Origin of the sequence: Streptomyces sp. NBC_01384 (assembly GCF_045040035.1) — a bacterium.
Lineage (GTDB): Bacteria > Actinomycetota > Actinomycetes > Streptomycetales > Streptomycetaceae > Streptomyces.
In genome coordinates this window covers 1,295,967-1,318,771 of sequence record NZ_CP109559.1, presented here as the reverse complement: position 1 = coordinate 1,318,771, position 22,805 = coordinate 1,295,967, and the positions used below count along the sequence as shown (strand labels likewise).

General features: G+C 70.6%; 16 protein-coding genes and 1 pseudogene. 8 read left to right on the top strand and 9 right to left on the bottom strand.

All coding sequences use genetic code 11. The features are described 5' to 3' along the window. Positions 1 to 28: 28 nt before the first annotated feature. Entirely contained in the window at positions 29 to 445 is a 417-nt protein-coding gene (locus OG747_RS05760; RefSeq protein ID WP_405878207.1) for a hypothetical protein, read from the bottom strand. Positions 446 to 545: 100 nt separating this feature from the next. Here OG747_RS05760 and OG747_RS05755 point away from each other — a divergent pair, with 100 nt between their 5' ends. Both OG747_RS05755 and OG747_RS05750 read left to right on the top strand, forming a co-directional pair. Then, positions 546 to 1,049 (top strand): LURP-one-related/scramblase family protein, encoded by a 504-nt coding sequence (locus OG747_RS05755; RefSeq protein ID WP_405878206.1) that lies wholly within the window; start codon positions 546 to 548, stop codon positions 1,047 to 1,049. A 60-nt stretch (positions 1,050 to 1,109) separates the two neighbouring features. Continuing rightward, a complete protein-coding gene (locus tag OG747_RS05750; RefSeq protein ID WP_405878205.1) occupies positions 1,110 to 1,811 on the top strand; it encodes a metal-dependent hydrolase in 702 nt (233 codons plus the stop codon). A gap of 245 nt (positions 1,812 to 2,056) precedes the next feature. On the opposite strand, the gene OG747_RS05745 is transcribed toward OG747_RS05750, so the two are convergent. Both OG747_RS05745 and OG747_RS05740 read right to left on the bottom strand, forming a co-directional pair. Next, positions 2,057 to 2,404 carry a hypothetical protein gene (locus OG747_RS05745; protein WP_405878204.1) on the bottom strand — a complete coding sequence of 116 codons (348 nt, stop codon included), beginning with the start codon at positions 2,402 to 2,404 and terminating at the stop codon, positions 2,057 to 2,059. A 539-nt stretch (positions 2,405 to 2,943) separates the two neighbouring features. Then, positions 2,944 to 3,078, bottom strand: a pseudogene (locus OG747_RS05740) (TerD family protein); the annotation flags it as partial. Between the two features lie 377 nt (positions 3,079 to 3,455). Between OG747_RS05740 and OG747_RS05735 the strand changes: the two are divergent. Further along, positions 3,456 to 3,986, top strand: coding sequence for a hypothetical protein (locus tag OG747_RS05735; RefSeq protein WP_405878203.1), 531 nt, complete (start codon positions 3,456 to 3,458; stop codon positions 3,984 to 3,986). A 229-nt stretch (positions 3,987 to 4,215) separates the two neighbouring features. Here the strand turns inward: OG747_RS05735 and OG747_RS05730 are convergent, their stop codons facing one another. Next, positions 4,216 to 5,007: an alpha/beta fold hydrolase gene (locus OG747_RS05730; protein WP_405878202.1), complete on the bottom strand. Its 792-nt coding sequence runs from the start codon at positions 5,005 to 5,007 to the stop codon at positions 4,216 to 4,218. Between the two features lie 806 nt (positions 5,008 to 5,813). Between OG747_RS05730 and OG747_RS05725 the strand changes: the two genes are divergently transcribed. Then, positions 5,814 to 7,520, top strand: a complete 1,707-nt coding sequence (locus OG747_RS05725) for a nitrate/nitrite transporter (RefSeq protein ID WP_405878201.1) — start codon at positions 5,814 to 5,816, stop codon at positions 7,518 to 7,520. 521 nt (positions 7,521 to 8,041) lie between these two features. On the opposite strand, the gene OG747_RS05720 is transcribed toward OG747_RS05725, so the two are convergent. The 3 genes from OG747_RS05720 to OG747_RS05710 all read right to left on the bottom strand — a co-directional run bounded on the left by OG747_RS05720 (position 8,042) and on the right by OG747_RS05710 (position 12,012). Next, positions 8,042 to 8,236 (bottom strand): hypothetical protein, encoded by a 195-nt coding sequence (locus OG747_RS05720; protein ID WP_405878200.1) that lies wholly within the window; start codon positions 8,234 to 8,236, stop codon positions 8,042 to 8,044. Positions 8,237 to 8,393: 157 nt separating this feature from the next. Next, positions 8,394 to 9,386, bottom strand: a complete 993-nt coding sequence (locus tag OG747_RS05715; protein ID WP_405885454.1) for a LacI family DNA-binding transcriptional regulator — start codon at positions 9,384 to 9,386, stop codon at positions 8,394 to 8,396. A gap of 247 nt (positions 9,387 to 9,633) precedes the next feature. Continuing rightward, positions 9,634 to 12,012, bottom strand: a complete 2,379-nt coding sequence (locus tag OG747_RS05710; RefSeq protein WP_405878199.1) for a beta-galactosidase — start codon at positions 12,010 to 12,012, stop codon at positions 9,634 to 9,636. 414 nt (positions 12,013 to 12,426) lie between these two features. Between OG747_RS05710 and OG747_RS05705 the strand changes: the two genes are divergently transcribed. Further along, positions 12,427 to 14,349 (top strand): TIGR03767 family metallophosphoesterase, encoded by a 1,923-nt coding sequence (locus OG747_RS05705; protein ID WP_405878198.1) that lies wholly within the window; start codon positions 12,427 to 12,429, stop codon positions 14,347 to 14,349. 451 nt (positions 14,350 to 14,800) lie between these two features. Next, complete coding sequence (locus tag OG747_RS05700) at positions 14,801 to 15,499, top strand: class I SAM-dependent methyltransferase (protein WP_405878197.1); 699 nt, start codon at positions 14,801 to 14,803, stop codon at positions 15,497 to 15,499. Between the two features lie 79 nt (positions 15,500 to 15,578). On the opposite strand, the gene istB is transcribed toward OG747_RS05700, so the two are convergent. Then, positions 15,579 to 16,427, bottom strand: a complete 849-nt coding sequence (gene istB, locus OG747_RS05695; RefSeq protein ID WP_405878196.1) for an IS21-like element helper ATPase IstB — start codon at positions 16,425 to 16,427, stop codon at positions 15,579 to 15,581. After that, complete coding sequence (gene istA, locus OG747_RS05690; RefSeq protein ID WP_405878195.1) at positions 16,424 to 18,106, bottom strand: IS21 family transposase; 1,683 nt, start codon at positions 18,104 to 18,106, stop codon at positions 16,424 to 16,426. The genes istB and istA overlap by 4 nt, the downstream gene beginning before the upstream one ends. A gap of 466 nt (positions 18,107 to 18,572) precedes the next feature. Between istA and OG747_RS05685 the strand changes: the two genes are divergently transcribed. Both OG747_RS05685 and OG747_RS05680 read left to right on the top strand, forming a co-directional pair. After that, positions 18,573 to 21,026 (top strand): beta-glucosidase, encoded by a 2,454-nt coding sequence (locus tag OG747_RS05685; RefSeq protein ID WP_405878194.1) that lies wholly within the window; start codon positions 18,573 to 18,575, stop codon positions 21,024 to 21,026. A 92-nt stretch (positions 21,027 to 21,118) separates the two neighbouring features. Next, a complete protein-coding gene (locus OG747_RS05680; protein ID WP_405878193.1) occupies positions 21,119 to 22,789 on the top strand; it encodes a carboxylesterase/lipase family protein in 1,671 nt (556 codons plus the stop codon). Positions 22,790 to 22,805: the final 16 nt, after the last annotated feature.

The window sequence follows — 22,805 nt, the reverse complement described above, 5'->3', positions numbered from 1 at the left end:
CGGCTGTGCTCGGCAGGGCCCGGCGACTTCAGCCACGGCGGCTGAAGACTCGGCGGACGGCGCGGACCACGAGCCGGACGAGCAGGGCGACGAAGAGGATCACGATGATCACGAGGACCACGAGGAAGATGCCGAGCTTCTTGAAGAAGCCGCTCTTCTTCTTCGTGGTCCTCTTCGTAGTCCTCGTCCTGCGGGTCTGAGCCGCAGCGACTTGACGGGTGGACGCGGTGTGCCGGAGGTGGGCGGGCGACACCGTACCGGAGAGGGGGGAGACGGTGCGGGCGGGGTTGCCGGCTGCTGGCGCCGGGTGGTCGCCGTGCTGCGTCTGAACGCCGCTTTGGGCGGATGCCGGTGTCACTGCGAGCGCGAGCCCGAGCCCGAGCAGCAGGCCCACAAGTGCGGCCGTGGCGCGGGCCCTTCGGTTGTGCTGGTGCGTGATGTCCACGCGTGCCTCCCCGGTTCAGGTGCGGATGCTGCCTTGCGCAAGCACGCAACTATTATCTCGGCAGAGGTTCTTCCCATCTCCGGATCTGGACGGGGTTTCCATGCGCTACCTGGTACGCGATCGCATGCTGGCGTTCCACGAGGAAGCCTGGGTCGAGACCGAGCACCGGGAGAAGCTGTTCAAGGTCAACCGCAAACTGCTCCGCCTGCGTACGACGTTCGACTTCGTGGACACCGAGGGCAACCAGGTCGCCCGCATCGTCAAGAAGACCTTCACCCTCCATCACACGATCCTGGTCAAGCAGAACGGCGAGGTCGTGGGCCGCATCAGCAAGCGGGCTCTCCGGATCTTCGGGGACCGCTTCAAGGCGCGTCTGCGGGGCGGGCGGCGGCTGCGCATAGCCGGGAACTTCTGGGACCGCGAGTTCGACATCGTGGACGGCGACACCACCCTGGCGCACATCTCGCGCCGCTGGTTCAGCATCCGCGACGCATACGCGGTCGACGTGATGAGCGAGCCGGACGCGCTGCTGCTGATCATCCTGGCGGTGTGCGTGGACCACACGCTGGAGGACCGCAAAGGCGAACGGCTCACCAACCTCTGACGCACAGACATGTCGGCGCGCCACCTCCGGTGGCGCCGAACCGGGGGTAACCACTTCACCATGATGGGTCATTCGCACGCCGTGAGCGGCGCGCTGATCTTCGCCGGCACCGCACCGTACCTGCCGCCACTGCTGCTGCACACGCATCTGGCACCCCAGGAGATCCTCATGGGCACGGTGCTGTGCGCGGGCGCCGCACTGCTGCCCGACCTGGACCACCACGACGGAACGATCGCGCACTTCCTCGGCCCGGTCTCCCGGTTGCTGTGCCGGTTCGTCGCCTGGATCTCCGGAGGTCACCGCCATGCCACGCACTCCGTGTTCTTCGTCGCCCTCATGAGCGTGGGCAGCTGGGCCGGAATCGCCTACCTGGGCAGGCCGTTCACTCTCGGGATCTCCTTCTTCCTCCTGGCGCTGGCTGTGCGGGCGCTCAATCTCTGCCCGCCGGGGCACGGTTTGCATGCCTGGGGCACCATCGTGGCTCTGGCCGGGCTGGGCACCGCGGCCATCGCCAAGTTCATTCCCTCCACGCCCGGTTGGCTTCCCTACGCGGTCGGCCTGGGCTGCCTGGCCCACCTGGTCGGCGACTCCATCACCAAGCAGGGCGCACCGTGGCTGTGGCCGCTGCGGACCCGGTACGAGATCGTGCTGATCAAGAGCAGTGGCAACAAGCTGGAGACGGAGATACTCACCCCGCTGATGGGCGCCGGCACCATCGCGCTGCTCTGGCTGACCGTACTGGCGCCTCATCCCGTCCGCTGAAGCCATTGGCGGCCGGTCCGGCCCGGTACCCGTTCGGTACCGGGCCGGACCGGGTGTCAGTGGTCGCCGCGGGGGCGGGTGAGAGTGAAGCGGTCGACGGGCACCAGGTCGCCGAAGGGGCCGCTGACGGTGTAGTAGGTGACGTTGATCGAGGTGGTGCCGCCGGGGCGGCCGGGGCCGGCCTCCCGGCACCGGCCACCGCCGCCGTGGCCGCAGGGCGACCCGCCCTACCGGGCAGGGCGCGGCTACCGGGGAGGTGGTCCGTGGTCGGGCCCTCCGTGCCCGCGCGCGGCCGGATCGCCCGGTGAGGCTTGGCGTCCGGCGCGTGCGATGATCCAGGCGGCTCCTCGGGCCGCCAGGGCGCGACGACGCCCGCGCCGCGAGTGCGGCACGGCTGCGCCGTGGCCCTCGGCCGCCCCGCCGGTTACGGCGGCCAGTCGCCGGGCGGCATCCTCGAGTTCGGCCATGAGTCGATTCCGGCGGGCCCCCGGCCCGGTGATGCGCAGGACCGCGTAGAGGCCCTCTATCCGGGCCACCGCGGCGCCTATCCGCAGGTTCGCGCTGCCCGTTGACGGAAATTGCTCCTGCGGCACGGGGGTCCTCCATCCTGGCCGATCGGTGCGGTCCGGTCCGCACGGGACCCGGGCGCTCGGCCGACCGGCATACGCTTGCACAATTGCGTAATCGTGAAATGGTTGAGAGTGATCATGTCGAGATGAGCGGAGTGTGGCGAGTCGGGCCGGAGTGGCCCGGTCCTGGCTCGGCCGGTCATGCCGGGGCGTAGACGATGCACTCCGTCTCGCCGGGCTCCAGCGGTAGGCCGAGGCGGTCGGCTGCCGCCGGGATGTCGTGCTCCTCCGGCTCTTTGAGTCACAGCTTCGTCCACTCCGCGGTGCGGTCCCTCGACGTGTTCGACGGGTGCTGGGTACCGGCATCCCGAACACCTCCGGCCTGTCTCCCCAGGTCAGTGCGGCCGTGTGGCAGGTCGTCGATGACCTTGCGGCGTGCTCCTCCTGTCGTACCACCAGACGCTGAGCGTGCTCGCGCCCTGTCTCCTCCGGAGAGGTGGCGGGCCGTACGGACCTGTCTCACCCCGCAGGAGCCGGTTGGGGGCAAGAAATACTTGTTATGGCGCGCCGGCGTCCAGGTCGCAGTCGCCCCCCGAAGGGGATCCCGCCTGCCAGCCCAGCCCGGCCGTTACAGCGGTCAGGCCCGGCGCCTGCCTGTTCAGTGACATGTTGCCGCCCTTGGTCAGGGGCACACCCATGAACTTCCTCCGCACCTGTTCCGGCTTCCCGCGTTCATCACAGACAACGCGGTCACAGTCTCCATAGTTCCCTAGTTGCGCAATATCTAAAGTAATGAGTGCTGGGGCAGCGGCAGACCGCGGGAGCGCGGCGGTGGCGGCTTGCGGGGCCCGGCACGCGGAAGCGGGGCAGTCCGAGAGCAGCTCCACCACGCAACGGTGTCATCTCCCGCCGCTGCGAGGCGGATTAGCCAAGCGGGCGCCAACGGCCGGTCAAGGTTGCCTGCCGGCAAGGGGCTGTTCATTCCCGGGCTCTACCCGCATAGATGGTCCGGTGCTGTCATGTTCTCGACACCCCGTTATCCGTCGGGGTGACCCCCCCCACGCCGGGAGCCCCCATGCCACGTCTGCGTCGTCAACTCGCCGTCGCTGCCTCCTCGTTGGCCCTCGCCGCCGCCGGGCTGATCGTCGGAACCGACACCGCCCACGCCGCCAGCTGCTCGCAGTCCTACCTGCCGCTGCAGGACACCGCCTGCCAGCCCGGCGCGCTCAACTCGGCCGTCACCCAGTCGACGATCAACTCCACGATCTGCGTCTCCGGCTACAGCTCCTCCATCCGCCCCTCCACCAGCTACACCAACGCCCTGAAGGTCAAGCAGATCGCCGAATACGGCTACAGCGACACCGCCACCGCCGACTACGAGGAAGACCACCTCATACCGCTGTCTCTGGGCGGAGCCCCGAAGAGTGAACAGAACCTGTGGCCCGAACCCCGCTACGCCGTCGGCGGATACAGTGCCGCCGACAAGGACACCGTCGAGTACAAGCTCTACGAGGCGGTCTGCGCGGGAACGATAAAGCTCGTCCCGGCACAGAAAGCGATCGCCACCGACTGGACCACCGCACTGGACGCCGTCGGCCTGAGCTGACCCGAGCCCCTTCACCAGCGCCGCGCCCGCCGCGTGCAGACGCCCACGGCGGGCGCGGCGCGACACCGCCTCTGCAAGATCTCACCAGACCCCGCAGCCCGACCACGGTTGCCGGAGGAGCGGCATCAGCACTGCTGACGTCCTGGCGTGCAGGCCAGCACCAACGGCCGTCTGCTGCGGCCGGGTTCGGGCACGCGGAGCCCTCCGTCCGGTCGATTCAGCCGCTGGGTCAGCGGGCGGCATGGGCTTCGGCGAAGTCCCAGATCAGCGGGAGGAACTGCTCGGGGGTCTCGATCTGGGGCATGTGGCCGGTGCGGGGGAGCAGCTCGAACCGGGCGTCCGGGATGGCCGCGGCGTAGGCGCGTCCGTAGTCGGCGTCGACGACCTGGTCGCTCTCGCCCCACGCGACGAGGGTCGGGTGCGTGACCTTGGCCAGCCGCTCGCGCAGGGTGGGGTCGGCCATGGCGTGCGGGCTGGAGTAGACCTGCAGTGCAGCCCGGTTGGCGATCGCGATCGCGCGCTGGGCCTCGGAGAAGGTGCTCGGGTCGATGCGGAACTTCTCGGGGTCGTGGAAGGAGAGGGCGGACAGTTCGGCGGCCGTCAGGGAGAACGGGTCGGCGACGGGGTGGCCGGGGACGTGGATGCCGGTGGCGTTGACGATCACGACGCTGCTGATCCGGTCGCTGCCGAGGAGGACCAGTTCGGCGGCTGTCCAGCCGCCGATGGAGTTGCCGACGACGGTGACATCCGTCAGGTCGAGGTCGTCGAGCAGCCGTCCGTAGACCTGAGCGAGGCCGGGGACGTCGGTCAGCCAGTCGGGCCGGGCGGTGCCGCCGAAGTCGGGGTGGAAGGGGGTGAGGACCCTGGCCTGCCGCTGCTGGGCGAGGAGCTGGGCGAACGGCGAGACGGTCTGGCCGCCGCCACCGTGCAGCAGCAGGAAGGGGTGGCCCTGGCCCCGGTCGCCGAAGGTGATGTCGAGGTCGCCGGAGTCGAGGGCGAGGGTGTGGACGGTCCTGGTCATGAGTTTCTCCTGATGGGCGCGCGTGGTCATCGGTGTGCGCAATGACTGGTGGTGACCGGTGTGCATGGTCGCTGACGTGAGTCGTCAGGTTGGCGAAGGTGTGCGGTGCGCCGGGCGGGATCATCGCGAGCGTGCCTGCCGAGCCGATGGAACTGTCGCCAGGCGGGGCCGGACGTGCGCGGGCCGGGGCGGTGCCGGCGGCGTGCAGGATCTCCCAGAGCGTGGACGGGGTGATCGGGTGCCCCGGGCGCGCCGGTTCTCCTTGGATCCGTCGATGGCTCCGCGGAGGATTCTCCTTCGCCGGGCGCAGCACCGGCTTCCTGGGCGCGGCTGCGGTCGGCGGGCGCCTGGTGCGGTTGCGGCGGGTGGAGTAGTCCCACTTCTTGGCGGTCATCTTGCGGTGCCGGACCAGTGGCGTTCCCGGCGTGGCGGGGAGGGCATCGGTCCAGCGGCGGTGCGGTATCAGTGACGACTGGGCCGCCGGCCAGAGGCGGTCGGCTGGCTCATGGCGCACCGGGCTCTTCGACTGCCGCCGCGGGATGGCGTTCTCGTGCCGCAGCGGCGGCGCCTGCCCGCCGGCTGGATTCGGTTCATCGCTGATCAGTGGCCTGACCAGGACGGATGACTATTCGGCACTCGCACCGTCGGCGGCCGGTGATGAACCGGGTGAATGACCTCGTGCAGACCTCTAGGCGTACCGACTAGTCGGTACTAGCCTCTGGCCACGCTCTCGGAGCCGGGCCGCACCGCGCCCCCGTCGCACCGACGCAAACACCCGGTTTCCAGGTATTCCCAGGAGGAGCCGTATGTCCGCCAACCCGACGACGTTCGACGCCGACAGACCCGCGCCCGATGTGCCCGCCGCGGACGCCCGCGGCCCGCTGGCCTGGCTGTACCGCCGCGACCTGGCGGACTACCCGCCCACCGGTCGTCGTATGGCGTATCTCGCGATCGTGGTCATCACCACCGTCGTCCTGTACTACATGCTGTACATCCAGTACGCGGTGGCGACGTCGATCATCACGCACTTCGACATGACGTACCGCTACTTCGTCTGGGTCTCGGTGATCGGCAACGCGATCGGGGCCTTCGCCTCGCTCGTGGCCGGTCTGGCGGACCGCTGGGGCCGGGCGAATCTGGTGGTCTACGGGCTGCTGATCGCCGCGCTGCTGGTCTTCTTCGGGCTGCCGAACGCGGCGAACAAGACCACCTACCTGGTGCTCTTCGCGCTCGTCAGCTTCATCGAGGGCATCGTGCTGGTCGCCACCCCCGCGCTGATCAGGGACTTCTCCCCACAGCTCGGCCGGGCCACCGCGATGGGGTACTGGACGATGGGCCCGGTCATCGGCTCCCTGGTGGTCACCACCGTCACCAGCAACACCCTCGACAGCGCCACCTGGCAGGACGAGCTGCGCTATTCGGCGATCGCCGGGTTCGTCGTCTTCGTCGTCGCGATCTTCGCGCTGCGCGAGCTGTCCCCGGCGCTGCGCGACCAGACCATGGTGTCGCTGCGGGACCGGGCACTGGTCGAGGCGCGCGCCAAGGGGCTGGACACCGAGGCGGTACGCCGCGGCGAGTGGCGGCAGATGATGCGCCTGGACGTGCTGGGCTCGGCCTTCGCCATCGCCGTGTTCCTGCTGCTGTACTACGCGGCGGTCGGCAACTTCGTCGTCTACTTCGCGACCACCTTCGGCTACAGCGAGCAGCGCACCAACGCGCTGGCCAACTGGTACTGGGGGGCGAACGCCATCGCCCTGGTCCTGGTCGGCCTGCTCTCGGACCGGCTGAAGGTGCGCAAGCCCTTCATGATCGTCGGCGCGGTCGGATCCGTCGTGGTGACCGCGATCTTCGCCACCCGCGCCACCCACCTGACGACCGACTACTACACCTTCGCCTGGCTGTTCATCGGCATCGGCGTCTTCAGCGGCATCGCCTACGCGCCCTGGATGGCGAGCTTCACCGAGACGGTGGAGAAGCACAACCCGGCGGCGACCGCGGCGGGCCTGGCAGTGTGGGGCTGGACGGTGCGCATCGTGGTCGCCGTCTCCGCGGCTTTCATCCCGGTGCTGGTCACCTCCGTGACCCCGCTCGTGGAGCACGGCGCCGAGGTCAAGGTCGCCTCGGTGCAGGCGGCGCCCGCGCTGGCCATCGTCAACGCGCACCCGCAGCTCTTCGCCGAGCTGAACAAGTACACCCCGGCCACCGTGCCGCCCGCGCTGGGCGCCCGCGCCGTCCAGGAGGTCGGCGCGGAGAACCTCGGCGTCGTGCAGAAGGCGGCGCCGCAGCTGAAGCTGCTGCAGGAGTACGGCGCCAAGGTCCAGAAGGCTTCGAAGGACGGGCCCGGCGAGTGGCGCAACTGGTGGTGGATCTGCGTCGGCGGCCAGGCGCTCTTCCTGCCCTTCGTCTTCGTGATGGCGGGTCGCTGGAGCCCGAAGAAGGCGCGTGAGGACGCCGAGGCGCACCAGCTCGCGGTCGACCGCGAGCTGGCAGCCCTCGCCGCCGCCAAGGAGTGACCGGACGCGGAGCCGGCCGTCCGTGAACGGGCCGGCCGGCTCCGCGGTGGGGTGTCGGGTACGTGACAAGATGCGATTCGCCGGTCCCTGATCATGACCGAACGTCCGTTTGGGGCCCTGGGGTTGAGTGCCGACGGTCCGGGCCTATCCGTTACTCGTGGCCACGCGGGGGTGTCGGCAACTGGACTGGCCAGCTGTGGTGTTTCACCCACGAGATGGCTGCAGGTGATGTGATCGTCACGCCCACCGGCGGACGCCGGATTGCCGTTGGCCATCTCGACGGCCCCTACCGCTACCGTCCTGAAGCCGACCCCGAAATGCGCCACGTGCGCAGCGTCAAGTGGGCACAGAGCGACATAGATGTCGTCCAGCGGCACCGTCGCCGTACGCCGCGCCCGCTGCGCGGCGTAGATGAGGCGGTGCGCCGCCCGGTCCCCGGCCCGCACCAGCCACAGCCCGGCCTGCGGCTCGCCCACCGGCATGGCCGCGAGCTCGACGGTCACCGCCGTCAGCACCTCCTGCTACAGCTCACAGGCCTCGACCTCGGCCAGCCGGGGCAGCCGGGCGAGCGCGCGCCGCAACCCCGGCACCGTGGAGCCGACGGCAACGGTGCCCCACGGCTCACCCTGCTCCCGGCGGCGGCGCAGGACTTCACGCCACACCCGGGCCCGGGCCTCGGCGGTGCAACTGGGGTGCACCAGCCGCGAACGGACCATGGATCGGGTGGTCGGCCGCGGGAATGTGACACTCGCCGCGCAAGTGTCACATTCTCCGGGCCACACACCGTGACCCTGGGGCACCGGCCAGACCGCCCACCACGCCGACCGGGATGCGCCGACAGCGTCCGGCGAGTGCCGGGCGGGGCCCGCCGCGTCAACCTTGTCGGGGTGGCGGGCCCGTGCTGCGGCGGACGACGAGCCGGACCGGCTCGATGTGATCGGTCCGCGGCTCGGCCGATCCGTCGATGCGGGACAGCAGGAGCTGCAGAGAGCGTCGGCCCGTCGCGGCGAAGTCGGTACGCACGGTCGTCAGCGGGGGCAGCATGTGGGCGGCCTCGGGGATGTCGTCGTAGCCGACGACGCTGACGTCGTCCGGAACGTGCCGCCCGGCCTCGTGCAGGGCGCGCAGCACGCCGAGCGCCATCTGGTCGTTGGAGGCGAACACCGCCGTGACATCGGGGCGCCCGGCCAGTCGGCGGCCCAGTTCGTACCCGGAGTCCGCGCTCCAGTCGCCGATGAGCGGCTCGGGGATCTCGGCCCCCGCTGCCCGAAGGGTGTCACGCCACGCTTCCAGACGGCGCTCGGCGGACAGCCAGCCGGTGGGGCCCGCGATGTGGTGAACCGTGGCGTGGCCGAGCGACAGCAGGTGTTCGGTGGCCTGGCGCGCTCCGTCGCGGGAGTCCGCGGTGACGTAGGAGGCGTCGTCCCCGAGGTCGTTCTCCAGGACCATCAAGGGGACGTCGAGCGCCGCCTCCGCCAGGGCCTTTCCCACCCAGCGCTGCGGTGCGATGGCAAGAAGGCCGTCCGCCCCCTCGGCCGACAGCGTGTGCACGGCGCGCACCAGGGTGTCCCGGTCGGCCGTGTCGAGCGCGATGGAGCTGACCAGGTAACCGGCCTCCTGGGCCACGGTGTTGATCGCGGTGAGGATGGAGGCGGGGCCGTAGCGCGCCGCGTCGAAGGAGATCACCCCGAGCATCCGCGTCCTGCCGCTGGCGAGGGAACGCGCGCTGCGGCTGGGGCGGTAGCCGAGCGTGCGCATGGCCGTCAGTACCGCCTCCCGGGTGTCGGAGCGCACCGCGGGACTGTCGTTGAGCACCCGGGAGACCGTCTGTTTCGAGACACCGGCCAAGCGGGCCACGTCGTCCATCACCGGACGCGCCCCCGCGAAGCTGCGCCGGCTGCGTCCCTTGGGCGCGTCGGGTCCGTCGGGTGCCTCGGGTCCGTCGGGCCCCTTGGGTCCCTCAGGGCGGTCGGGTCCCTTGGTTCCTTTGGGGACGGCGCCGTCCGTGGCACCTCGGGTCATGGGGGCGCATCCTCCGACGTCGTGGCGGCGGTCGGTCCTGATCCGCCCGGCAGGCCCACAGGATAGGCCTGCCGCGTACACCTCCCCCTCCTCAGTCCGCCCGGACCGCCCAGGCGCGGGTGGTCACCCACTCGACGCGCCACACCGCCGCCCGTCCCGTGACGTCCCCCGCCTGCTCGGGCACGTGGACCGGAGCGCCGGCGGCCGGGGGCAGCAGCCGCAGCGTCAGGCCATGGCCGCGCAGGGCTTCCGAGGGGAGCCGGTCGAGGCCGATGTCCCAGACGCGCCCCGAGAAGAACTGGTCGGCGACGAGGGTGTCCGCGACGTACGCGCGCCCCACGTCGCCGGTCCAGTGGATGCGCAGGAGCGTGCCGGACGGTCGGCGCAGGAGGTTGTCCGGGATTTCCACGTGGTACTCGGCCGCGGCGGCGGCGAAGTGCTCGTCCGCCGGGGTGCTCGCCCGGCCCAGGGGACCGGTCGCGGTCGCGGGTGGCGGGCCCGCGGGGCGCACAAGGGTGGCGGCGGGCGCGGCGTCCCCGTCGGCCCACTCCTCGGTCGTGCAGCGGGTGAACACGCCGTCGGCCGACGTGGAGAGGGGCGCGCCGGCCACCGTCAACGGCCGTTCGGGCGCGGGCAGTACGGCGAAGGAGGGCCGCGACGCCGAACTGCGCACGCGGAGTTCGTCCCGGTCGAAGACGACACCGTCCGGGCAGAGGACCAGCCGCTCGGCGCCCCAGGCCGTGCCCCGGTAGGCGGTGCGCGCGGTGGCGGCGTCGAGCACGAGCAGGCCGACGCCGTTCCCGTCGCGGGTCTTCACCTGGACCAGGGCGTCGGTGCCGGGGCGCAGCCCCGTGATCAGAATGCGGTTGTCGGACTGGGTGACCTCTCCGGAGGGCGCGTCGACGGAAACGACCGTGCCCGCGTCCAGGGCGAGTTCCACGGGGATGCCGTCGGTGGCGGCCAGCACCAGGACCGTGCGGCCGTGGTCCGCCATGCGGCACACCGGCTGGGCGGTCGCCCAGTCGAGCCGCAGGTCGGCGACGTCGAGGCGCAGCGGCCAGCAGAAGTACGCGCCGGTCGGGACGGTGACCGGGGCGCTGGGGAAGGTGAGTGCGGGGGTGTCGGGGAAGTCGACGGTGAAGGTCGTGTCGGGGTGGGCCGGCAGTGGTTCGTGCGGCTGGTGGTTGTTGACGAAGAGGAAGCCGGAGGTGCCGTCGCCGCGCACGGCCCAGCGGAGGGTGTCCCGGTCGGACTGGGAGGCCGGCTGCCGCTCGGGAAGGACGGACTCCATGGGGGCGATCAGGCCGCCGAAGTCGGCCAGCAGGAGGTGCTGGAGGCGCAGCGCGTGGTACGAGGGCCGGACCTGGCCGTACTCGCCGAGGGGAGCCTGGAAGTCGTAGGTGAGGACGGGCAGGTCGTTGGGGTAGTCGGTGGCGTGGGACTCCTGGAGCGTGCTGAGCTCACCGGCCGGGTTCGTGCCGCCGTGGAACATGTAGTAGCCCTGCCAGACCGAACCACAGCCGATCTTGGTGAGGCCGAGGGCGCCCACGTCGTCGGGTTCGACGCGCGGCCGGCGGTGGTAGGCGACGGCCATGCCGCCGCCCAGCTCACAGGTGGCCCAGGGGAAGCGGTCCGTGGCGGCGGGGGCACCGCCGCGTACGGTCGTCGGACGCAGATCGGCGCCGATGCCCTCGTCGTCGCGCTGGTGGGTGAAGAAGAAGTGCTTGCGGCAGGTCTCCGGCCAGCCGCCGTCCGCCTCGGTCCAGAACGCCTCGGTGTAACCGCCGTACAGGGGCAGCAGTTCGTCGGGCGGCAACTGGACCCCGCCCCAGGCCGTCGACGTCCACAGCGGCGCGCTCAGCCCGACCTCCTGGGCCATCCGCTTCAGGGTGAGGAGGTGGCCGGGCTGGTCGTAGAGCTCGTTCTCGATCTGGATGGCGACGATCGGACCGCCGTGGGCCCGGTCGAGTCCGCGCAGTTGCCCGGCGATGGCCGTGAACCAGCCGCGTACGGGCTCCAGATAGGCGGGGTCGTCGGTGCGGGGCGTGCACGTGCGGGCCAGAAGCCAGTCCGGCAGGCCTCCGTTGCGGACCTCCGCGTGGCACCAGGGGCCGATGCGGGGGATGAAGTCCAGGCCGTGCCGGGCGCACAGCTCGGCGAAGCGCCGCAGATCGCGGTCGCCGTCGAAGCGGACGCGGCCCTCGGCCTCCTCGTGGTGGATCCAGATGACGTAACTGGCGACGACCGTGACCCCGCCCGCCTTCATCTTCAGCAGCTCCTCCTCCCAGTCCCGGGCCGGGTAGCGGGAGTAGTGGAACTCGCCGGAGACCGGGAACCAGGGGCGGCCGCCGCGTGTGAGGTAGCGGCTCGTCACCTCGATGGGATCGTGCGCGGTGGCGGCATCGGTGAAGGGGAGGTGGCCGGTCAGGGGCGGTGCGGGGGGCGCGGGGACGCGCAGGAGATGCGGCATCGGGTCTTCTCCGGTCCGGGGTTGGGAGGGGTGGTGAGAGGGGCTTGGCGTGGCGGTTTGGGAGCGTTCCCAGGGTAGCGATGTTATCGGTAACATCCCGCGCGTCAAGGGGCTTTGAGGCCTGCCGCGAAGTGCTCGCGAAGTGCTCGCGGCGTGCTCGCGGCACGGCTGTGAAGTGGCTGTGGCCGGTGGCGGTGCGGCCGGCGGCGTCGGCGATCGCGCCGATCGGTTGCTTCCGTGCCTTGGGCGGACCGACGGCGCGGCGCGGTGCAGGCGGCGCCGTCGGAGACGTACGGGCTGAGCGGCGTTCTGCCTGTTCCGATGGCGTTCACGGCGACGCCACACCTGAGTCCCCGTGGCCTGAATGAGTGGATCCGCCCAGTGATTCGCTCGGAGGCACCGGAGGGTCGCCCCATGGCCGGAACCGAACCCGTATCCGAACCCGTATCCGACCCCGTATCCATACCCGTATCCCCGTCCGTGTCCGATCAGGTATCCACCTCCGTATCCGCGCCCGTGTCAGCCGTCGGTCGCCGTCGGTTTCTGCTCGCCTCCGGTGCCGGCATCGCCGTCGCCGGAGTGGGTACGGGGGCGTTCTTGCCGCGGCAGCGCCGGACCCCCTCCGTCGAGCCCGCCGCCGTACGGAGCGTCGCCCGGCAGCCGGCCCGCCGGGCTCCGCGGTCGGCGCCGTACGCCGCGACCACCCTGGAGACGACGGCCCGCCTCGGCGGCGGCGCGCACGCCCAGACCTACCGGCGGCTGGTCTCGGGGCCCGGCTGGCCACTGGTCGTACGGCGAGAGCTCGCCGCCCCCGGTTCCGGGCGCCAGGACCGGCGTACCGCGCTCGCGTGCTTCGTGCAGTTCACCGACCTCCATCTCGCCGATGTGCAGAACCCGCTGCGCACCGAGTTCCTGAGGGCGCGCGGTGCCGCCTCGTGGCGGGCGCAGGAGGCGCTGACGGTGGCCGGGGCGGTCGCGCTCGTGGAGCAGGTGAACGCGCTCGGCGGGGGGCCGTACACCGGGCTGCGCCCCGCGTTCGTGATGACGACGGGCGACAACGTCGACAACAACTCCGCGATCGAGCTGGAGTGGTTCCTGACGGTGATGAGCGGGGGGCGGATCACGCCCAACACCGGTGACCCGACGGCGTACGAGGGCGCCCAGAACTCCGGGCTTCCCCTGTACTGGCACCCGGGCGACCCGGCCGTGCGCGACCTGGACAAGCGGCGCGGGCTGCCTCTGATCCCCGGCTTCCTCGACGCGGCGATACGACCGGTGACCAGCCCGGGGCTGCGCATCCCCTGGTACTCCACGGTCGGCAACCACGACGATCTGCCCGGCGGCTGTCTGTCGCCCGCGCTGAACGACTTCGCCGTCGGTTCCCGCAAACTGCTGTCGGTCCCCGCCGCGGACGCGGCCGCCTACGCCAAGGCGCTGAGGTCGGGCGACGACCCCAAGAGTGAGGTGCTCAAGGCGATCCTGAGCAGGAACGCGGCCTCGGCGCGGACCGTGACGGCGGACGAGCGGCGGCGGCTGTGCACCCCGCACGACTATCTGGCCGCGCATCTCGATCCCGCTCTTGCCGGTGCCGGACCGGTCGGCCACGGCTATACGCAGGACCATCTGGACGGCGAGCGGATGTACTACACCTTCCGGGTGGCGGAGAACGTGATCGGTGTCAGCATCGACACGACCTACCGCAGCGGCCACTACGAGGGCTCGCTCGGCACCGAGCAACTCCGGTGGCTGGAAAGGACCCTGGCCGCGCACAGCTCCCGGTCCTACGACGCGGACGGCCGGCTCGTCCGCAATCCCGGGGCCGACGACGCTCACATCCTGGTCTTCAGTCACCACCACAGCCCCAGCATGACCCGGCGCCCCGACGCCGCCCGCACGGACGAGCCGCGTCACGACGGAGCGGAGGTCATCGCCCTGCTCAGCCGGTTCCCGAACGTGGTGGCCTGGATCAACGGCCACAGTCACGTCAACCGGATCACACCGCACCCGCACGCCACGCCCGCCCGCTCCTTCTGGGAGGTCAACACCGCCTCCCACGTGGACTATCCGCACCACGCCCGGCTGATCGAACTGGCCGACAACGGGGACGGGACGCTGTCCCTGTTCACCACCCTCGTCGAGTCCGCCGCCCCGCACCGCACCGCGCCGCACTTCGACGACTTGTCGGCGGTCGGCCTCGCCTCCCTGTACCGGGAACTCGCGTACAACGCTCCCGGTCTGGCCGGGAGTATGACGGCCGGAGTTCAGGAGAGCTGGGCGGGCCGCGCCGGGGACCGCAACGTGGAACTGGTGGTGACGGCCGGGGCCGCGTCAGGGTGACTGATTTAGTCGGGTCATACGGAGACCACCTTTTCGGTGACGATGGGTACCAGGGTTGGGCTGTCCGTGGCGGGGACGTACTCGACAGTGCTCTGTGATTTTCGGTGGGAATGGGCACCGTTTCGGCGCGTTCAGGAACCACTGATCGGGTGACCTGCCGGGCGGGGCGGAGTGTCCCGGGGGATGCCACCGCGGGAGTGTCGATAGCTTGTTGGTGCGGGCCCTGGGCTGCCTCCCTGACAAGATGCGGCGAGGGGCTCGCACCTGGTTATGCCTGGGGGCGGATGCCGTGGAGATTTTCGAGGAGGGGCCGGGACAGTCAGTGCTGGGCCAGAGGTCGGTGTGGGTGCCAACAGCGGCAGCGGCCGGGACAGCCGGACTGGCGGGGCGCAGCAGGGGACAGGACGATGTGGTCTTTCATGGCAGCCCCCCGCTGTGTTCCGATGGGGGTATGAGCGGACGGGTGCGCGAGGGTTACCAAGGAACCGGGCCGGGAGCAATCACGCCGGACGGGTGTGCAGTCGAGCTGTACGGGCGGCTCCCCGTGGGCGATGAGCCCGATATTATCCAACGGGCAGTCCCTGCCAAGGTCCATATCCTCGAGCTGGGATCTGGCGTGGGCCGCATGACGCATCCGCTGGTTGAGCGGGGCTTCACCGTAACTGCCGTCGATGAATCTCCCCAGATGCTTGAGCGGGTCCACGGCGCCCGGACCGTCTGCAGTCCGATCGAGGAGTTGGAGCTCGACGCGCGCTTTGATGTGGTGTTGCTGGGGTCGTTCCTTGTTCACGCCGGCGATCCACAAGTGCGTCAGGGGCTGCTGCGGACCTGCCGACGGCATGTCGCTGACGACGGCTGCGTGCTGATCCAGCGAGAGAGCGAGGGGCGGCACGAGAACCTGCCACAAGAGCGGAAGATCGCTGGCGGTCTCGTCCGGGTGGTGTCCTCCGATCCGGTGGGTCCAGGTGTGCGGTCCGTTCACGTCGAATACGTCTTCTCGGACGCGCGGTGGACCCAGACGTTCCTGTCACACCCTCTGACCACCAATGCCTTCGAGCTTGCTTTGAGCGAGGCAGGGCTGGCCGTCGATGCATACCTAACTGACGACCGCACCTGGGTACGGGCTCGGCCAGTCACCGGTCAGCCGTAGTTCAATGATCAAGACGGCCACCGCGACCACGGTCCATGCTCGGCTCGCCGACGAGGCATGCTTCAGGGCTGCTGGGCCGTCACTTCGTTGCTGGGAAGAGGGATTCTTGGGTGGTCTGGAAGCGGTAGGACTCGGTGCCGGTCTGGATGAGAGTGCAGCGGAAGGTAATCCGGTCGGCGATGGCCGCGCAGAGGCGGGCGTCCCCGAAGGTCTTGTCCCACTCGGTGAACGGAGAGTTCGTGGCGACCGCGGTGGCCTTGCACTCCTCGCGTTCGGTGAAGATCTGGAACAGTAGCTTGGCGCCTTTGCGGTCCAGGGCCAGATACCCGAACTCGTCCAGGCACAGAAGGTCAATCTTGCTGTAGCGGGCGATCACAGAGGAGAGCCGCCGACTGGCGTCGGCCTCGGCAAGCTCGTTCACCAGGGCCGAGGTGGTGGTGTAGCGGACTGACAGGCCGGCCTCCGCGATCGCGGTGCCGATCCCGATCAGCAGATGGGACTTACCGGTGCCGGAGTCCCCGATCAGCACCAGCGGGCGGCCCTCGCGGACCCACATGGGGGACTTCAGGTCGGCGACGACTTCCGGGGTGACATTCGGGTTCTTGGCGAAGTCGAAGTCCTCCAGCCGCTTGGGGCGCGGGAAGCGAGCCAGCCGCAGGAGCCGCTGCTGGCGGCGCACGTCGCGGTCGGCAAGCTCGACCTGCAAAAGGTCGAGGAGGAACTGCTTGTAGGTGGCCTGCTCGCGGCGGGCGGTGCTGGCCAGTTCGATGAACCGCTCGCGGAACGCGGGCAGTTTCAGGTCTCGGCATGCCTCGTCGATGAGCATGTCCTCCGGGTCGCCCGGCAGGGACACCCTGCTCTGCGGAACCCGGTCCCGGTCGCGGTCCTGGTCCGCGTCGTGGTCGGTGACGGTGATGGCGCGGGTCATGCCCCCTGGCCTTTCTGGTTCTGGCTGGTCTCGCGGGTGGTGACCGGGTTGAGGAGCCGGTCGTACTTGCCCATGTCGGGCAGCGTCGTGCGTGGATCGGGCGGCAGGCGGCGCGCGTGCAGCGAGATCACCCTCGCCCCGGCCGCCTCCTGGCCCGCGCTCTCGCCGCCCGCGTCGTGGGCCGGTGTGTCGTCGGTGAGAAGTTCGGCGTTCTCGTCGTCGGTGCCCTCCATCGCCTTGCGGGCCTCGATCGCGACGAGGTCGGTGGACACCGAGCCGATTCGAAGACAGGTCTCCATCGCCTTTACCAGGGACTCGGCTGGCATCTGACGGTGCAGGAGCAGGACTTCGATCAGCATTCGGGTGCCCTCCCGGTCCCCGGCCTTCTGCTTGGCCGCGGCCCAGAACGCCTCGCGGACCTTCGTGAAACCGCCCTCCGCGCGGTCCTGCGGCAGTGCGCAGGCGCCGGCGAACGCACCTGGCTTGACCAGCAGGATCTCCAGGTAGTGGTCAAGGAAGTCGTGGTAGGTGTAACGGCGCGTCAGGCGGGGGTGGCGGGCGACGACCTGGCGGCCGTCGAACACCCACAACTCGTTCGCCCGCAGCTTGACCCGCACCTTCTGCCCGATGAACTTCGCCGGCACCGAGTAGTAGCACTGGCGGACCGTGATCCGGCTGTTGCGGGCGACCGTGGGCGTCAGGTCGATCCCGCAGTCGTAGTCGTCGGCGGGCAGCGGCCGAAGCCGGTCGCGCTCGGCCTCGAAGTCGAACCCGATCGAGGTCGGACGGCCGTGGATGTGTCGCGCGTCCTCCGCGACGTCGATCGCGGCAAGGCGCTCGTTCAGCTCCGCCAGCGAGTCCACCTGCGGCGGCGGCACCAGGTGCTTCCTGCGGAACCGGCCGCCCTCATGCTCGACTCCGCCCTTCTCGTGGGCCCCGGCCTCGCCAGGCGCGCAGTAAAAAGCCGAGAACTGGTACCACGATTTGAACGACGCCCACCTGGACGACTCCAGCCGTGAGCGCCCGAACAGTACCTGCTTCACCGCGGGCTTCAAGTTGTCATAGCGGATGTGCACCGACGGGACCCCGCCCAGCACGGTGAACGCCTCCACGTGGCCTTCCAAGAACGCCTCCTGGGAGGCAGTGGCATAGACGCGGTGGACGGCCTTGCCGGAGTAGGACAGGCGCAGGGTGAACAGCACGCACTTGCGGCGCTGCCCGGCCAGGTCCAGCCAGAAGTCGGCGAAGTCGACCTCCGCCTCCTCTCCAGGCCGCTTCGCCTGCGGGACCACACCCTCCAGATGCCGCCGCCCCGCAAGAGCCTCCGCTTTGATCTCCGGGCGCCGCCTGGCGACGTACTCCCACACCGTGGTCTGCCGTGCCAGCTCGAAGTCGTGCTCCGCGGCCAGACGCTCCATGATCCGTACGATCGTGTGCTTCTGTTTCGGCGGCGCGTCCAGGTCCTCGCGCAGCATCGCGTCGATGAAGCCCTTCACCGGCTCCAGCACACTTGGACGCGGCGGCGGCGACTTCCGCTTCGGCGGCAACGGCGACGTGATCGCCTGCCGCACCGTCCGCCGCGACACCCTGAACCGCGCGGCCAGTTCCCGCCCCGACAGCCCCTGCTCACGATGGGCCCGGCGGATCCTCTCGAACAACACCTCACGCGACCTGTGCACCAGCGGTCTCCCTGACCTGGACCGTGATCAACAAGCACAGCGTGACGGCCAAACGGCCCACCATCCCCGATTACTCCGAAAGCGGCATGTCACCCACCACCACACCAGCTGGCTTCCAAACCCACCGAAAATCCTCCGGTGCCGAATCTCGACGGAAACGTGGCCCCCATACACCCCGAAGAAATCAGGGTGACCCCCTTGTAAGCCCTTCGATGGGTTCCTTCGATTGTGGGCTCCTTGGGTCGTGGGTTCCTTCGGTTGTTGTCGGGGTGTCGGCTGTTCCTGTTCATTTCGTTGACACGAGTCACCAACGGTCATAGTTTTCCCGCCGTACCCGTGCTGCCTGACGCCATGTCAAGTCCGGCCCTGTGTGGGGTGCGTTCAAGGACTGAACGCGGCGGCTGTCGTTGGCGCGTGTGCCTGCGGTCCACAACGAAGTGCCCGCGCACCGAAGGAGTGACGGCTCATGTCCCACACCTTTTCCCGGCGATCCACCCTGCGTCTGCTGGGCGGCGCCGTCGCGGTCGCCGCGGCGGCCACCACCGGTTCCGCGCCGCTCGCCCACGCGGAAACCAGATCCGGCGCCGGCCCTCGCGTAGAGGGTTTGATCGCCAAACTCACCCTCGATGAGAAGATCTCCCTGCTGCACGGCGCCACCGACCCCGCCTCGCTCGGCCAGGCCGGTTACGTGCCCGGAGTGCCCCGCCTCGGCATCCCCCCGCTCCGCCTCGCCGACGGCCCGGCCGGTGTCCGCGTCACCCGGCACGCCACCGCTCTGCCCGCCCCCGTTCTGCTCGCCTCGGCCTTCGACCCGGACCTGGCCCGCCGCTACGGGCAGGTCATCGGGCGCGAGGGCCGCGCCCTCGGCCAGGACGTACTGCTCTCCCCGATGGTCAACCTCATCCGCACCCCGTACGCGGGCCGCAACTTCGAGACCTTCAGCGAGGACCCGCTGCTCGCCGGCGATCTGGTCGCGGCCGAGATCCGCGGCATCCAGGGCGAGGGCCTCATCGCGACCGTCAAGCACTTCGCGCTCAACAACCAGGAGCAGGACCGCATGTCCATCGACGTGCGGGTCGACGAGCAGACCATGCACGAAGTCGAACTGCGCGGCTTCGAAGCGGCCGTCGCCGCCCGCACCGGTGCGGTCATGGGCGCGTACAACAAGGTCAACGGCACCTTCGCCTGCGAGAACAAGGCGCTCCTCTCCGACATCCTGCGTGGGCGGTGGGGCTTCGACGGCTGGGTGATGACGGACTGGTTCGCCGCCCACAGCACCGTCACCGCGCTCACCGCGGGCCTCGACATGGAGATGCCGGACGGGACGTACTTCGGCGCCGCCCTGAAGACGGCCGTGCAGAACGGTGGTGTCGCCGAGTCGTACGTCGACCGGGCCGTGCGCCGCGTCCTTGCCGTGATGGACCGCTTCGGACTCCTCGACGGCAGCCTCCCGCCCCGCCCGGGCCGCGACCCGAAGGCGGGCGCGGCCGTCGCGCTGGAGATCGCCAGGTCCGGCGCGACCCTGCTGCGCAACGAGCGGCACGCGCTGCCCCTGACCGGTGCCGCCGCCCGCAGCATCGCCGTCGTCGGCCCCACCGGCTCCCTCCCCTTCGTCAGCGGCGGCGGCAGCGCGCACGTCGTCCCGGACCACGCCGACAGCCCACTCGACGCCATCCGCTCCCGCGCGGGACGCGGCGCCCAGGTGTCGTACGCGCTCGGCGAGGATCTCTTCGGAAAGGCCATTCCGGGCGGGGTGCTGACCACCGGGATCGACACCGAGGCCCAGCGCGTCGCCGCCGGGAAGACCTGGACGTACGAGGGGACGCTCTCGGTCGCGGACGCCGACGAGTGGACCTTCGTCATCCACTACTCCGGCGCCCGGCCCACAGTGCTCGTCGACGGCGTCGAACTCTTCCCGCTGCTGCCCGGCTACGGCGAGTACTTCAGCGGCGGTCTGGTCTCCGCCGCGCCCGACGGACTCGCCGTACGCCGCAAGGCGCTGAACCTCTCCAAGGGCAGGCATCAGGTCTCCGTCACCGCCCAGGGCGGAGCCGCGGGCCAACTGTTCCGGCTGCGGCGCATCACCGGAGCCACCCGTGCGCAGGACCTCGCCGAGGCGGTCAACGCCGCGCGCGCCGCGCAGAGCGTCGTGCTCTTCGCCTACGAGGACGCGACCGAGGGCCTGGACCGCGGCACCCTCGCGCTGCCCGGCAACCAGGAGCGGCTGATCGAGGCCGTCACCGCGGCCAACCCCCGTACGACCGTCGTCCTCAACACCTCCTCCTCGACCTCGATGCCCTGGCTGGACCGCACGGCCGCCGTGCTGCAGATGTATTACCCGGGGCAGGAGGGCGCGGCCGCCACCGCCGCGGTCCTGTTCGGAGACTGCGACCCCGGCGGCCGGCTCACCCAGTCCTTCGCGGTCGACGACACCCACCACCCGGTCGCCGGGGACCCGCACCGCTACCCGGGCGTGGACGGCACCGAGGACTACTCGGAGGGGATTCACGTCGGCTACCGGTGGTACGACGCGAAAGGTGTGCGCCCGCTGTTCCCGTTCGGGCACGGACTCTCGTACACGTCGTTCGCGTACGAGGATCTGCGGGTCCGAGGGCGAGAAGTGAGCTTCACCGTGCGCAACACCGGGCGGCGCGACGGCGTCGAGGTGGCGCAGGTCTACCTGGGCCCGTCGCCGGATCTCCGGCTCGACCAGGCCGTACGGGTGCTGGCCGGCTACCGGCGGCTCGCGCTCAGGGCGGGGGAACGACGGCGGGTGACGCTGCGCCTCGCCCGGCGCACGCTGTCGTCCTGGGACGCGCAGCGGCACGACTGGGTCCTCGGCACCGGGCGGCGCACGGTGTGGGCGGGGTCGTCCTCGCGGGACCTGCGACTGCGCGGCAGTGTGGACGTGGGCGCGTGAACAGGGGGCAGAGGGACGGCTCCGGCCGCCTGCACGGCCTGCACGGTCCGCGGGGCGTACAGGGTATAGGGGATATGCGGAATATATGGAGCATGCAGGGCGTGCGGGCCATGCGGGCCATGCAGGGCATACGGGGCATGCGGGGTGTGCGGGGCCTGCGTGGTCTTGGCGGGCTCGCGGCGGGGGTGATGCTCGTCGCCGCGGCGCTCACCGGCCCGTCCCCGGCCCCAGCCCTCGCGCTCGCCGCCCCGGCCCCGGCGCGGGCCGCGCAGGACCCGGCCGTCGTCCGTACCGACGCAGGCCTCGTGCGGGGCGATGTCACCGCCGAGGGGCGTCAGTTCCTCGGCATCCCGTACGCGCGGCCGCCCGTCGGCGCCCTCCGCTGGAAGGACCCGCGGCCGGTCGAGCCCTGGCACGGCATACGCGCCGCGCGGGACTTCCGCAACCGGTGTGTACAGACGTCGAGTTGGGACCCCGGTTACGAGCGGCCCAGCCACACCGAGGACTGCCTCGACCTCAATGTGTACGTCCCCCACGGCGCCGGAAGCCGACCGGTCATGGTCTGGCTGCACGGCGGCGGGTTCACCGCGGGCGCGGGAGCGGACATCGTGCCCGACACCTTCGCCCGGCAGACCGACACGGTCGTCGTGACCGTCAACTACCGCCTCGGCGCGATGGGGTTCCTCGCCACGGCCGGACTCGACGGCGAGGCGCGCGACGGGGTCTCGGGCAACTTCGGGATGCTCGACCAGCAGGCCGCGCTGCGCTGGGTGCGCGCCGACATCGGCCGGTTCGGCGGCGATCCGGGGCGCGTCACCATCGCGGGCGAGTCGGCGGGTGGGCGCTCGGTCTGCACGCAGATGGCCTCGCCGACCTCGGCGGGTTTGTACCGGGCGGGGATCGTCGAGAGCGGCGCGTACGGAAACTGTGCGGCGCGCGTTCATGACGCCGCTGTCGCCGCCGGTGCGGCCTTCGCGAAGAAGGTGGGTTGTGCCGACCTGTCGGTGGCGTGTCTGCGCGGGAAGTCCGCCGCGGAGATCCTCGCCGCACAGGGCGGATTCGACTGGGGACCCGTCGCCGGCGGCACCTTCCTGCCGGTGCAGCCCTTCGAGGCGTACGCGAAGGGGGCCGCCGCCCGGGTCCCGGTACTGAACGGGGCGAACGAGGACGAGGGGCGGCTGTTCGCCTTCGGCCGGTTCGACAACACCGGCACACCGCTCAGCGCCGAGCGGTATCCGACGGTCGTGAAGGAGGGCTGGGGCGCCGACCTGGGTGAGCGGGTGCTCAGGCGCTACCCGCTCGCGGGCTACCCGTCGCCGACCCTCGCGTATGCCACCGCCTTCGGCGACTATCTGATGGCATGCCCGGCGCTGCGGCTCGATGCCGTGCTCGCCGGACGCGGGCCCGTGTACGGGTACGAGTTCGCCGACCGCACCTCCCCGCCGTTCGCCTCGCTGCGCAATCTGCACACGAGCTTCGACTTCGGCGCGACCCACGTGAACGAGGTGCAGTACCTCTTCAAGCACTTCGGCCTGGTGACCCCGCTGAACGCGGAGCAGCGGGTGCTGTCGCGGCAGATGATCCAGTATTGGGGGTCTTTCGTCCGGGGCGGTGTGCCGCGTGCCGATGGGCAGCCCGCGCTGCCCGGCCGCTCCGGGCCGGTGCTCTCGCTGCGGACCGCGTCCCGGGGCGGGAACGGCTTGAGCGCGACCGTCCACCAGGAACATCGCTGCGACCTGTGGGACGCGGCCGCGCGCGGCTGAGCGGTAGGCTTCCCGG